The 13804-nt window shown below is 38.5% G+C and carries 13 protein-coding genes; 5 read left to right on the top strand and 8 right to left on the bottom strand.

Translation table 11 applies throughout. The annotated features are described in order from the left end of the window. From AC0L6R_RS13160 to AC0L6R_RS13130, 7 genes are all read right to left on the bottom strand, one after another. A complete protein-coding gene (locus tag AC0L6R_RS13160) occupies positions 1-888 on the bottom strand; it encodes a hypothetical protein (RefSeq protein ID WP_473271602.1) in 888 nt (295 codons plus the stop codon). Positions 889-967: 79 nt separating this feature from the next. Next, positions 968-2083, bottom strand: coding sequence for a molecular chaperone DnaJ (gene dnaJ / locus AC0L6R_RS13155; RefSeq protein ID WP_283414676.1), 1116 nt, complete (start codon positions 2081-2083; stop codon positions 968-970). 4 nt (positions 2084-2087) lie between these two features. Further along, positions 2088-2660, bottom strand: coding sequence for a nucleotide exchange factor GrpE (locus AC0L6R_RS13150; protein ID WP_473271601.1), 573 nt, complete (start codon positions 2658-2660; stop codon positions 2088-2090). Between the two features lie 77 nt (positions 2661-2737). Beyond that, positions 2738-3733, bottom strand: a complete 996-nt coding sequence (obgE, locus tag AC0L6R_RS13145) for a GTPase ObgE (protein ID WP_473271600.1) — start codon at positions 3731-3733, stop codon at positions 2738-2740. A gap of 74 nt (positions 3734-3807) precedes the next feature. Next, positions 3808-4380, bottom strand: coding sequence for an adenylate kinase (locus AC0L6R_RS13140; RefSeq protein ID WP_283414679.1), 573 nt, complete (start codon positions 4378-4380; stop codon positions 3808-3810). Positions 4381-4395: 15 nt separating this feature from the next. Continuing rightward, positions 4396-4932, bottom strand: coding sequence for a hypoxanthine phosphoribosyltransferase (gene hpt, locus AC0L6R_RS13135; protein ID WP_283414680.1), 537 nt, complete (start codon positions 4930-4932; stop codon positions 4396-4398). A 9-nt stretch (positions 4933-4941) separates the two neighbouring features. Continuing rightward, complete coding sequence (locus AC0L6R_RS13130) at positions 4942-5850, bottom strand: aminopeptidase (RefSeq protein ID WP_283414681.1); 909 nt, start codon at positions 5848-5850, stop codon at positions 4942-4944. A 171-nt stretch (positions 5851-6021) separates the two neighbouring features. On the opposite strand from AC0L6R_RS13130, the gene AC0L6R_RS13125 reads away from it, so the two are divergent. Beyond that, positions 6022-7308, top strand: coding sequence for an OmpA family protein (locus AC0L6R_RS13125; RefSeq protein WP_283414682.1), 1287 nt, complete (start codon positions 6022-6024; stop codon positions 7306-7308). 465 nt (positions 7309-7773) lie between these two features. Here the strand turns inward: AC0L6R_RS13125 and AC0L6R_RS13120 are convergent, their stop codons facing one another. After that, the gene (locus AC0L6R_RS13120) at positions 7774-7950 is read right to left on the bottom strand and encodes a hypothetical protein (protein WP_473271599.1); all 177 of its coding nucleotides are present in this window, start codon (positions 7948-7950) and stop codon (positions 7774-7776) included. Positions 7951-8291: 341 nt separating this feature from the next. Between AC0L6R_RS13120 and AC0L6R_RS13115 the strand changes: the two genes are divergently transcribed. The 4 genes from AC0L6R_RS13115 to AC0L6R_RS13100 all read left to right on the top strand — a co-directional run bounded on the left by AC0L6R_RS13115 (position 8292) and on the right by AC0L6R_RS13100 (position 13786). Then, complete coding sequence (locus AC0L6R_RS13115) at positions 8292-9248, top strand: calcium/sodium antiporter (RefSeq protein ID WP_473271598.1); 957 nt, start codon at positions 8292-8294, stop codon at positions 9246-9248. Between the two features lie 22 nt (positions 9249-9270). Next, the gene (locus AC0L6R_RS13110; protein ID WP_473271596.1) at positions 9271-11421 is read left to right on the top strand and encodes a cation:proton antiporter domain-containing protein; all 2151 of its coding nucleotides are present in this window, start codon (positions 9271-9273) and stop codon (positions 11419-11421) included. A 178-nt stretch (positions 11422-11599) separates the two neighbouring features. Further along, positions 11600-12145 (top strand): DUF3575 domain-containing protein, encoded by a 546-nt coding sequence (locus AC0L6R_RS13105; protein WP_473271594.1) that lies wholly within the window; start codon positions 11600-11602, stop codon positions 12143-12145. A gap of 162 nt (positions 12146-12307) precedes the next feature. After that, on the top strand, positions 12308-13786 hold the full coding sequence (locus AC0L6R_RS13100; RefSeq protein ID WP_473271592.1) for a TonB-dependent receptor: 1479 nt from the start codon (positions 12308-12310) through the stop codon (positions 13784-13786). The last annotated feature ends 18 nt before the right edge of the window (positions 13787-13804 follow it).

Genomic DNA, 13804 nt, shown 5'->3' with positions numbered 1-13804 from the left:
TTATTCCACTGTTAAAGAACCCACTCCTACATCAATGATCAATTCCATTAATCTTGGGTCATCCACTTTGAACCCTTTTGTTATGTATGTTCCTTTTTCTAAGGTTTTTAAATACTTTGGCAAGGTGGTTTTACACATAGCCGTAGTTCTCATTTTTATTTTGATGGGAAAAGAGTCAGAAGGCAAACGCACGTGAAGTGTTCCTGCACCAACTGCAGCAATAATATGGCTGGCATTATGCATGCCATCTGAGAATTCCAAATCGATTTTGCCATAGTTAACTTCGAATATCATTCTCTTGGCATTGGTGAAATTGGCATCATTTACCACTACGGTCCCCATATTTAGGGTTACCAAAAGGGTATCCATCTGAACTTGATTTGGAGAGTCGCTACTATAGCGGATAGCCACATCAGCACTGGCACTTTTCACTTTCAGCTGACTGATGGTTAGATTGGCAAGGTCAAAGTCTGACTTGCCCATTCCCAAATTAAAATCGAGATGATAAAGATAATTGGTACTTAAACCTACATTCCAGCTGTGATCAAAATCATCTGAAGATCCCGAAAATAGTTTGGATGTGATACTTTTCCCGAGATTTTCGGACTCCACGTTCTTATGAACCAATGTGGTCTGAAGTATATTATTTGATACTTTCTGAGAAAATACCGGAAGGATATTCGTTTGATCGAGATGCCCATGAATATAGACAGGATCTGAAGATTTGGTTCTCTTCAGCTGTGTGGTACTCTTGTAGGAGGTGAACTCCAAAGCAACCATATCAAAACCGTCTTTTTCTGTCGCCTTGAACTCTTTGACTAGTTGCGCCTTACCCACAGCTACCCATCCAATCATCATCAGAAAAAGCAGACACAATCTTTTAAGCATACGGTAAGGTTACGAGGCGACTTTAAAAAGGTTTTTTAAAAATATAAAAAAAGCCAGAATTGCTTCTGGCTTTATTGTATTAAAAGAACTCTTTCATTTTATCAAAGAAGGATTTCTCGCTGTTTCCTGGATCTGGTTTGAAGTTGTCTGAGTATCTCAGTCCTTCTAACGCTTCTTTTTCATCTTTGGATAGATGGGTAGGCGTCCACACATTGACCATGATCAATTGATCACCTTTGGTATATCCATTTATATCTTTAATACCCTTTCCTTTCAAACGGAGCATTTTACCACTTTGAGTTCCTTGCTCAATTTTGATTTTTACTTTTCCTTCTATGGTTGGCACCTCTATAGAAGCACCAAGTGCTGCATCTACAAAGGAAACGTATAGATCATAGATCACATTATTCCCATCACGTTGAAGTACCTTATCTTCAATTTCCTCTATAACTATAAGAAGATCTCCGGCAATTCCACCAGGAATCTCATTCCCTTTGCCAGACATACTTAGCTGCATTCCTTCAGCTACCCCGCCAGGGATATTGATAGAAATCACTTCCTCTTTCACCACTAGACCTCTTGCGTCAGCATCAGCAGGCTTTTTATCTACAATCTGACCACTTCCCCCACAAACACCGCAGGTGCTAGCTGAAACCATTTGGCCCAACATCGTATTCACTACTTTCTTAACCTGGCCAGATCCTTGGCATGCTGAACAAGATTTGAAAGTGACTCCATCAGCTATAAGATGGCGTTTCACTTTAATCTTTTTCTCCACGCCATTAGCAATCTCAGCAAGAGTTAACTTCATCTTTACGCGAAGATTCGTTCCTTTTTTGGTGCGACGGCCACCGCCGCCTCCGCCGAAAAATGAACCGAAACCGCCTCCGCCTCCTCCGCCGAAAATATCGCCGAATTGGGAAAAGATGTCATCCATGTTCATTCCACCGCCGCCAAAACCTCCAGCTCCACCAACACCTTGATGACCAAATTGATCATAACGTTGCTTTTTCTCAGGATTACTTAAAACCTCGTAAGCCTCAGCTGCTTCTTTGAATTTGTCTTCAGCTTCTGGATTGTCAGGATTTTTATCCGGATGAAATTGAATCGCTAGTTTCCGATACGCCTTTTTTATTTCATCGGCAGATGCGGACTTTGTTACTCCAAGTACTTCGTAATAATCTCTTTTCGCCATAATATTATGCTCCTGTCACTACTTTTGCGTAGCGTACTACTTTATCTCCTAATACGTAACCTTTTTCGATTACATCAACTACTTTTCCTTTCAAGTCTTCGCTAGGTGCCAGGATCTGGGTTATTGCTTCCTGGGTTTCCGGATCGAAAGGCTTACCTACTAGATCATCCATTGGCTTTAAGCCTTTTGAACCAAGTATTTTTCCGAATTTTTGAAAAATAAGAAGATCACCTTCTCTTACTTTAGCTCCTTCAGCCTCATTTTCACTGGCTTTTAAAGCTCGCTCAAAATCATCCAAAATTGGAATTAGATCCCTAATAACATCCTCGGAAGCTGTTGAAATCAAATCCAATCGCTCCTTTGCAGTTCTTTTTCTATAATTCTCAAAATCTGAATAGAGACGAAGGTATTTATCTTTAAGATCGGCTACTTCATACTCCAATTTATTTTCTTCTGATTCAGTTTGAGGAGCTTGTTCTTCAAGTTCCGTTTCGGAAGAAGCGTTTTCTACCGCTTCCTCATTGATATTCTCGTCCTTGAGATTCATTTCTTGATCCACTTGTTCTTTATTAGTCATAATTGAAATAGACAATAGTTGGCGTTATGGGGTTATCAATATTGTTGCCATTGCGCGATGTCTGACAAACTGACACCTTACCCCTCGTGTATAGCCTGCCAGATTAGATCTTTAAGCCTGTCAAGATTGTATTGGGAGACAGAAGATATAAACACATAAGGAATTCCTTCCGGGACTTCTTTTTCCATTTCCTTGACAAGTTCGTCATCCAGCATATCTGCTTTGGATATAGCAAGCAGTCTTCGCTTATCTAGCAATTCTGGATTATACTTTTCCAGTTCTCCCAGTAAAATTCTGTATTGCTCTCCAATATCAGCAGCGTCTGCAGGCACCATGAATAGTAAAATCGAGTTGCGCTCTATATGGCGGAGAAAACGAATTCCTAGCCCTTTGCCTTCTGCAGCTCCTTCGATGATTCCTGGGATGTCTGCCATCACGAAAGACTGATCTCCTCTGTAGGCTACAACGCCAAGATTTGGCACAAGGGTAGTAAAAGGATAATCTCCAATCTCAGGTCTAGCTGCAGATATAGAAGAAAGCAAGGTCGATTTGCCCGCATTTGGAAATCCTACCAAACCTACATCCGCCAGAAGCTTCAACTCTAAAATAATCCACTCTTCGATTCCTTCTTCTCCAGGCTGAGAATAATGAGGAGCTTGATTCGTAGATGTTTTGAAATGGTCATTTCCCAGTCCACCTCTCCCGCCTTTGGTAAGAATTACTTCTTGGCCATCTTCTGTGATTTCGAAGCGTTTTTCTCCTGTTTCAGCATCTTTTGCAATGGTACCAAGTGGTACTTCCAAAATTATATCCTTACCGTCAGCACCAGTTCTTCTTCCTCCCTCGCCACTTTTCCCAGCCTCGGCAATAACATGTTTTTTGTACTTGAGATGTAGCAAAGTCCATACTTGAGTCGTGCCTCTTACTATAATGTGTCCCCCTCTTCCGCCATCGCCGCCATCGGGTCCTCCTTTAGGCACATGCTTTTCTCTCCGAAAATGCGTAGATCCAGGTCCACCTGCCCCAGACCTGGAACAGAACTTTACATAATCTATGAAATTTGAATCAGCCATTTTGTGATAAAGAAAAAGGCTAAGCTTACTAGCTTAGCCATATATGATTTGCAAAATTAGGAAATTAAAGGCAATCAGTAGCTATCAATTACCGAAGTGATGTCTGAGAAGATCTGATCGATCTCTCCTACGCCATTGATTTTCTGAAGTTTCTCTTGTGAACCATAATAATCAGCTACCGGGAGAGTCTCATCCAAGTATACTTTTATACGTGTGTTGATTTTTTCATCATCTTGATCATCCACTCGGTTAGAAGTTTTACCCCGCTCTTTAATTCTCACTCTCAATACTTCTTCAGGTACATCAAGAGCTATCATGCCATTGATCTCAAGACTATGCTTAGAGAGCATTTTATCCAAAGCTTCTGCCTGTGCGGTAGTACGTGGAAAGCCATCAAAAATAAATCCTTTGGCATTTTTAGTCTCATTGATCTTATCCTCAACCATTCCAATCACAACCTCATCAGGAACCAATCGACCTTCGTTCATGTACTTTTTGGCGAGTAGGCCAAGTTCCGTTCCTTCTCCTAGGTGCTTTCTAAAAAGATCCCCAGTGGATAAATGAGTAAGTCCGTATTTCTCAATAAGTTTTTCACTTTGAGTGCCTTTGCCTGCACCCGGAGGACCAAATAATACAATATTATACATTCGTAAGTCTATTATTTAAGGAGTACTGAGCTGGTAAATATCAGGTAAATTCCTACCCAAACCATCGTAATCAAGGCCGTAACCGACCACAAATTTATTGGGAATTTCAAAACCCACATAATCCAACGCGTAATTAAACTGAAAAGCATCAGGTTTGTGTAGCAAAGTTACTATGGAAATTTTGGCAGGATTGAACTCAGAAAGTGCCTTTAACAAATAATCCATGCTGATTCCAGTATCAACTATATCCTCTACAATCAGTACATTTTTTCCCTCAATTTTTTCTTCTAAGCCTAAGATAGACCGCACATTCCCTGTTGATTCTGTTCCTGAATAACTACTCACTTTTATAAAAGAAGTAGAAATTGGTAAATCTATTTGCCTGCATAGATCAGCCATAAACACAAAGGATCCATTCAAAATCCCAATTACAACCAATTCCTTGCCTACAAAATCCCGAGATATAGCTTTCCCAAGTTCTGTATTCCTAACACGAATCTTTTCGGCGCTTAGGTAAATCTCAAATATCTTGTCTTTTAAAATAATACTCATCCTATATAATTAAAGTCTCTCTAGTAAGTAGGGATAAATCTTTAGCATCGCTTCCAAATCAACCAAAGAAACCTTTTCATCCGGAGAATGTACATTTTCTTCAGCTGCACCTATAAAACACCAATCTATTGCATATGGGGAAAACTGCACCTCTCTACCATCACTTCCGCCATATTCCTCCACTTCAAGCTGGAAGGGTATTCCACTTTCATTTGCAAGACTTATTATTCTATCAATAAACTTTTTTCTGGGGATAAATTTATCTCTAATGGAAATCACCACGCCTTTATGAAACTGAACCCCTTCTGTAATCCAGGTAATATCAGAGATCAATGCTTGTTTAACGGGAGATGTTTCCTGAATGAACTTGAGTAAAAATGGCATGCTTCCTCCGCCATGTTCCTCATATGTGGAAAATACCACCCAACCATCGGAAATTTTTTCGCAGAGCTCTAGCGCAGAATAAACTCCTAACCTATTATCCAAATAGGCTGCCTGAATAAATTCATCGTTTATTCTAATATTCTGAGCAAAAGATAGGCGAGTACCAGGGTCTATACCTCTCGGAAAATCATGAGAAATATTATTTTCATCACCTTTTATTTTACAAGATATCTCTCCTAACGAGTCCTTCCCCTCCAATAAAGTACCTTCAATTACCTCTGGCCCGCCAATGCTAATCAGCTGATTATTATACCTTGACATAAATCCTATGGTATCTATATGAGCAAAAACAGCTGTTCTAGGCTTTCCAAATTTCAGTAAAATACAATCATGAAAATCTTCTCCAGAATAGATTTCTGGCAAAACTTTCCAACTTTTCTTCCGTTGTGCTATATACTTTAATATGGATTCTGACGTTTTGGATTCATCTCCCGAAACACTGTTTTGTTTAAGGATTTCGAATAAAAATTTCATTGTGGCATAAATTATGTTAATATTTCGATGTTATATTTGAAAAAAGACTGGAATTTATTTTTTATCCTCAGTGGGTTTTAAATAATTCAGCTAGATTTGTAGTAAATTAAAAGTTTATAAATTTGTATTCACATCAATCAACACTTAAAATTTGAACAAAAATTTTTTGTTATGAAAAAACTAATACTATCAACAATTATCGCAGGCGCTCTTTCAGTTGGAGCAAATGCACAGGAATTCGACAAATTCTCTCTGGAAGTTGGCGGAGGTTTTAATAAACCGATGGCACCCATTGCAGCTGGATATCTGTCTCCTACTCTCAACTTAGGTCACATCGATTTCGGTGCTAGGTACATGTTTAACGAGAAATTTGGTTTGAAACTAGATTACGGTTTCGGATCTGTGAAAGAAGCAGGTAATGACGATGCTATGACAGGTTCATTTGACACCAAATATTATCGTTTGGATCTTCAAATGGTTTCCAACCTTGGTAGAATCATGAATTTCGAATCATTTTCAAGATCTCTAGGTTTGCTAGGTCATTTTGGTGGTGGTATCGGTAGTGTGAAACCTCAAGAAAACCTTTATGCAGGTGAAACTGATGACGTTTACAACTTTATAGTTGGTGTAACTCCTCAATTGAAGTTGGGTAAAGGTGTTGCTCTTTATGGAGACATCAGTACCATCATTAACGGTCGCCAGACAGTTACTTGGGATGGATCTACTCCAATCGGACCAGCGATCGACAATGGTTTCTTCGGAGCTAATAGCGTATTGTGGACTGGTACAATAGGTCTTCAGTTCTACTTAGGTAAAAATGAAGAGCACGCTGACTGGTACATTGCTGCAGATAAATATGCTACAAAAGAAGAACTTGCTACTCAAATCAACGGAATCAAAGATATGTTGAAGGATTCTGACGGTGATGGCGTTCCTGATTATTTAGATAAAGAGCCTAATACTCCAGCTGGTGCAAGAGTTAACTCCGCAGGTATGACTTTGGATTCTGATGGTGATGGAACTCCTGATCACATGGATAAGTGTCCTTTCCTTCCTGGTCCAGCATCAACAAATGGATGTCCAGTTGAAGAAGTACAAGAGCAACTTGATTTCTTCAAGAAAGCTATCAATGACGGTTATGTTAATGTTTACTACGCATTCGATAGCTCTAAGCCACTTGGATACTCTACTAGCGCAGCTAGCTATGTTTCAAATTTCTTGAAAAAGAATCCAGGGGTAAGTGTTGAAATCAAAGGTTATGCTGATGAATTAGGTCCTGAAGATTACAACATGAAACTTTCTGAAAGAAGAGCTAAGGCTGTTTATGACATCTTAGTAGCTTCAGGAGTTGATGCTTCAAGATTATCCTACAAAGGATATGGTGAAGATACCAGCGTAGATAAGTCATCAGCAGATGCAAGACAAATGGCTAGAAGAGCTAGCTTCGAAGTGAAGTAATTAGCACTCAACACATAATCAAAGGGGTTCGATTTATTATCGAACCCCTTTTTTGATTTAATAGCTAAATTGATTTTTTTAGTAGTCTCAAATACCAAGCTTTTTGCTGATACTGTAGCACTTACTGTCATCCAGCCTAATACCCTTATGCAATCTGTTCGGATAGAATTTTCAAGCTATGTTGCTTACTTGAGATCATCACAAACAGAATCTATCTTACTTAGAATTCGCCCCTCGTATCAGTAGAATTACTACTTAATTATCTATGTATCCTACAATGAATCTGATTTTAAAATCACAAAAGTGATTTAGAAATTTAAAAAACCGAGACCATTGCCCATTAGTATCGCCCATGCTTTACCTCTGGTTTAACGACTGATTCAATTTAAGGCACTTTGAGCATCAGAGGTTGGTAGTCCTCTTCTGTTAATATCACATCCACCAAACCTCCATGGATAACAGCCGCTACTTGAATTTTTCAGCAGGAACTCCATTTGCAACGGTGAGATTATAAGTCCTTGCCACTTCTAAAAGAATAGGGTTTGCGACTGTAGAGTCTTTCACTTTCCCATTCAAATCAAAAACGATTTTATAGTTAAGAGTAAAATCGTAAGTAATAGCCGGATTGGCAACTGGCATCACTCCCACCCAAGGTGAAAATTCATTACACGATAGGTAATACCTTCCTTTATATGTGGAGGTATATTTTCTTGGGCCAAAACTGCGGAAACGGAAAAAGTAAACATGAATATTAACGGCAAATAAAACAGCTTCATAAGAATTTGTTTATAAGCATGTTAGGAAAAACATCAAATAAAAACAACAAAGCAAGTTAAAATTGTGGATGATAAAAGATAGGCTAAAGTCAAACCACTTTTCCTTTAAAAATATTTATTGGTATAGCATGAAATTACCTACATATTTCATTCTACTTTTGATAGATTTTTAAAGCATTTAGCTGTAGAAGAAAAATCACCAAAGCTATGATTCTTCAAAGTGTCATTCTTATTGCAGGTCTTTTACTATTAGTAAAAGGTGCTAATTGGCTGGTAGATGGTGCATCGGTACTAGCAAAAAAACACAAAGTTTCGGACTTGGCTATCGGTCTGACTATAGTGGCTTTTGGTACATCCGCACCAGAATTAGTAGTCAATTCAGTTGCTTCCGCACAAGGCTACGCAGATATAGTTTTCGGTAATGTAATCGGATCCAATAATTTTAATCTGTTTTTCATTCTTGGAGTAGCAGGATTAATTACCCCGCTAGCCGTTCAATCTAGTTCGGTTTGGAAAGAGATTCCCTTTTCTTTTATCGCGGCTATCATCTTATTGCTGATGGTCAATAATTATTTCTCAAATACAGCACCTAGTTTATCGATGATTGAAGGGATAGTTCTATTGGTTTGTTTTGCTGCATTTCTATACTATGTTTTCACACAACTCAAATCAGAAACTACTAATCAAGAAATAGAGCAAAAAGTCTACTCAAATCTCAAAATCTGGACTCTGATTTTAGGCGGGCTAGCGGGGCTTGTTTTGGGCGGAAAACTAGTAGTGGATAACGCTGTGACAATTGCCAACAGTTTAGGTGTGAGCGAGAAAATCATCGGACTCACCATCATTGCTGCCGGAACATCCCTGCCAGAATTGGCTACCTCTGTAGTGGCATCTTTAAAGAAGAACAATGATATCGCAATAGGTAATATAATTGGCTCCAATATTTTTAATATTTTCTTGATACTCGGTGTAAGTTCAATCATTAGACCTTTACCATTTCAAATCACATTTAATAACGACATATACTTGCTTTTAGGTGGCACGCTATTTCTCTTCATTGCTATGTTTTCCGGCAAAAGAAAGAGTCTGGACAGATGGGAGGCTATCATACTATTACTAGCATACATTGGATATACTACCTACTTAGTTAGCATGGAGCTTTGAATAAGAAATAAAATCCTAAAACATGATCCTAGAATCGATTTTTTCATCCGAATTGCCAATTACCAATCCGGTGATCAAATTTCTATTGATTCTATTGATCATCCTTTTGGCTCCCATACTATTAAACCGTATAAAAATCCCTCCATTATTAGGGTTAATCATAGCTGGTGCTATTGTTGGCCCAAATGGAGTGGCCCTAATTGAGCGGGACAGTGGGATTATTCTTTCTGGCACTGCTGGACTACTCTATATCATGTTTCTCGCTGGATTAGAGATCGATTTGCATGAGTTTAAGAAAAACCGGAATAAGAGCCTGGTTTTTGGAATGTATACCTTCCTAATTCCCATGATATTAGGAATCATCTCAGGGCTCTTCCTTCTTGATTTGTCATTGATCTCTTCAGTCTTGCTTGCCAGCATGTTTGCTTCACATACCTTAATTGCCTATCCTTTAATTTCAAAATTGGGAATTGGGAAAAACCGAGCGGTAAATATTACAGTCGGAGGAACCTTAATCACAGACACCTTGGCCTTATTGATTTTGGCAATAATTATTGGCTCTACCAAAGGAGAAGTAAACACTCTTTTCTGGCTAAAACTAATTCTTTCTATCACTTTATTTGCACTGACTATCATCTTTGGTTTCCCTCGGCTTGCTCGATGGTTTTTCAAAAAATACTTAGATAATTCTTCTCAATACATTTTTGTATTAGTACTAGTATTTTTAGGTGCCACTTTGGCTGAACTTGCAGGAATTGAGGCTATTATTGGGGCATTCCTTGTTGGTCTATCCATCAATTCAATGATTCCCCATACTTCGCCTCTGATGAATCGGATAGAGTTTGTTGGTAATTCAATATTTATCCCATTTTTCCTAATTGGAGTAGGAATGTTAGTTGATTTCAGGGTGTTTTTTCAAAGTTGGGAAACGATCTGGGTAGCGTTTGTGATGACGACTATTGCTATTACCGCAAAATGGCTAGCTGCCTTAGCAACACAAAAAACATACAAATTCACAATAGATGAACGTAGGATAATTTTTGGACTTAGTAATGCCCAAGCAGCAGCAACTCTAGCAGCTGTAATCATCGGGTTTAATACATTTATAGGATATGATGATTTAGGTGAGCCCATCCGCCTTTTATCAGAATCTATCTTAAATGGTACAATCATCATGATACTCATCACCTGTACCATTGCCTCTTTGGAAGCTCAAAAAGGCGCTAAGAATATTGCACTAGCTGAAACGGTTATTGACGATGCAAATAGTGAAAAAGAAATTGTTGAGCGAATTCTTATCCCTGTCAGAAATCAGGAAACATCGGATGAACTTATCAATCTAAGTATCTTAATCCAGTCGCCAAAAAGGAAAAGTAGTATGTATGCTTTGAGTATCATCAACCCAGATCTACAGGATTCTGCGGCAGAAATGAAGGCTCAAAAAACGTTAAACAAAGCGAGTGAAACAGCATCGGCTACAGACCACTTTCTGATTGAACTGCTACGTTATGACACAAATGTTGAACAAGGAATTACAGGTGTAATCCATGAGAATAAAATTACCGACCTAGTATTAGGCCTTCATGAAAAACAAGGTATAGATGATAGCTTTTTGGGAAATCTCACGGAAGGTCTGCTAAGTAAATCAAATACAACGACCTTTATTTACAAATCCCATCAACCGTTCGATACCCACAAGAGACATTTGATCCTAGTACCTCCGAATGCAGAAAAAGAGCTAGGATTCCCGTTTTGGCTGGTCAAAGTCTGGAATATAGCTAGAAATACTGGAGCTAGAATTATCTTTTATGTAGCACCTGAAACAAGAGAATACCTGGCCGATATCCTAAAAAATCATCCAATCAGAGTTGATTTTCGTGCATTTCCAGGATGGGAAGAGCTTTCAAATCTTAATATTCATCTAAAGTCTGATGATAATTTGATCATGATTTTGAGCAGAAAAGGCACCATTTCCTACCATCCAAAATTGGAGCAGGTTCCAAACTTGATCAATACTTGGTTGAAGAATAATAGCTTCATATTAATCTATCCTAACCAACCCAAATTCGCTGGAATGGACGGAATGGAAATGATACATGGCTCACTTATTGGACCAATTGATCGATTTGATTATACCAGGAAATTGGTTGCAAAGCTATTTAGAAGGAAATAAAAATTTCAATAAGTTGACACCAGAAAACAATGCAAGTACCAGATATTTTGATCTTAAAATGAAATCAAGCTGTTGGCTCAAAGTGGTATGTATTCTACTATTTTGGCTAATGCCTTCGAAAAACTTCGCTCAACAAATACCTAGACTTGACAAAAACATTTTGATTAAGGCCTCTCCTATGGCACTTTTGGAACCTGAGACCGTTGTCGTTCAGGGCGGAATTGAATACTTTTTGAGTCCAAAACTTAGTATTCAGTCAGAAATAGGATTGAATGGCGGCTTTATTGGAATCTCTTCAGGTAGAGGAAAAAATGAACAGTTCTCTATGTGGAGAACGAAGAACGAATTAAAACTTTATTCTGCAAAGAACTATTGGGGGGTTGAATTATTTTTTGTCGAAAAGGACTTCAATCGTACAGATGATTACTACTATTCTTCAAATTCCAAAACTTGGTATGATAAAGCACACATTGACTTTCAGGTGCTGGGCACCGGATTAAAATTAGGTAAGCAGAAATTAATTTCTCAAAATATACTATTAGACAGTTTTGTCGGAATTGGAATTCGGACTAGGTACACCAAAATAACTATGCTAAAAGTATCTCCAATTCAAAATAAAGAAGACGAGAATTTTTTGGGTAGTGATCGATACCGAATAAACGGAAGGGACTATATCCCACATGTGACTTTGGGAATTAAAGTAGGTCTTCTAACAAAGAAATAGTAACGCAAAGGTCTAAACGTTATTTCCCAGCAAACTTTTAGACCATTGATCACTTAATCTCTGGATTTCCCGAATATTCAAAATATATTCCTGTCAAATCCACTCCCTTCAACAGTTGATTTGGAGTAAAGAAACCCAAAAAATCAAACCTAGAATTGCAAAATGGACCAAACCAAACTTAGCTGTCTTGGGAAATTCGGGGCTTTCCTTTCAATAGCAATCCTATTTAACACCTACGCTTTTGCTCAACAAAACCAGGCCAAACTTTCCGGAACAATCCATGAAAAAGGGAGTGAAAACCCATTAGGTTTCGCTACTGTTGGCATCTATTCAGAAAAAGACAGCTTGGTGGCCGGTGGGATATCGGAAGAAAACGGGAAGTTCAGCATAGATGTTCCTAATGGTAACTTTTACGCATTGATTGAATTCATGGGCTTTGAATCTCATAAGACTAGATCAATCAATTTTTCACCTCAAAACAACAAAGTTGATCTTGGTATTATAACGTTGGAATCAACTTCTGAAGATTTGGAAGAAGTGGTAGTTCGCGGTGAAAAAACGATCATGGAGCTTTCACTTGATAAGCGAATTTTCAACGTGGGTAAGGATTTGGCAAATGCCGGTGGAACGGCAAATGACATTCTGATGAATTTGCCTTCTATTGCAGTAGATCCGGAAGGAAATGTACGATTGAGAGGCTCATCTAATGTTAGAATTTTGATCGATGGGAAGCCCTCTGGGTTGGTTAGTTTCAAAGGAAGTAGTGGGTTGCGCCAGCTCCCAGCCAATATGATAGATCGAGTAGAAGTGATCACGAATCCGTCTGCCAGATATGAAGCTGAAGGTATGGCTGGTGTCATTAATATCATTTTGAAAAAAGAGAATAATCAAGGGTTCAACGGTTCCTTTGAAGTAATCGCTGGAACTCCCACGAACCTTGGTTTCACTGCGAATTTGAACTACAGGCACAAAAAAATCAACTGGTTTATAAACTATGGTTTGGCCCACCGACGCTCACCAAATGTGGCAGATTTGTATCAGGAAGTCTATACACAAGACACCACATTTATCTCAAATCAGACTAGAGAAGGCACGGTGGCTAGTTGGAATAACAATATCAGAGGTGGACTGGATTATTATTTCAATGAAAATAGTATTCTGACTTTATCCTACATCTGGCGAAGAAGTGATGCGCATAGACTCACAGATTTTCGTTATGAAGACTCTTGGAATACCATTGGCAATTTGCAGACTTATAGTTTAAGAACTCAGGATGAAACTGAGCAAGAACCAAACTCAGAAATCTCAGCGAACTACAAGCGGGCATTTGAGCAGAAAGGTCATGAGCTCACAGCTACGTTTACCTATTTGAATTATTGGGAAAATTCTGATCAAATTTTTACACAAAATACCTATTCGCCTGAAGGAGTCGAAGACACCTCCCTTGAGCAAGTTCAAACCTCGCTAAATGACGAATATGAAAACCAATATTTGATCATGTTGGACTACGTCAAGCCTTTTGCAAAAGAGGGGAAGTTTGAAACAGGCTTTAGAACAAGTTTTAGAAGAATGAAAAATGACTACCTAGTTCAGGAGAAAGGTGAGGATGGAGAGTTTACTCCGATTCCAATGACTAGATAATATTTTTCTTTACGATGA

It is taken from the genome of Algoriphagus sp. 10J20-15, from assembly GCF_055809615.1.
Note: the sequence above shows the minus strand (reverse complement) of the source record. Positions and strands in the feature narration are given on the sequence as shown.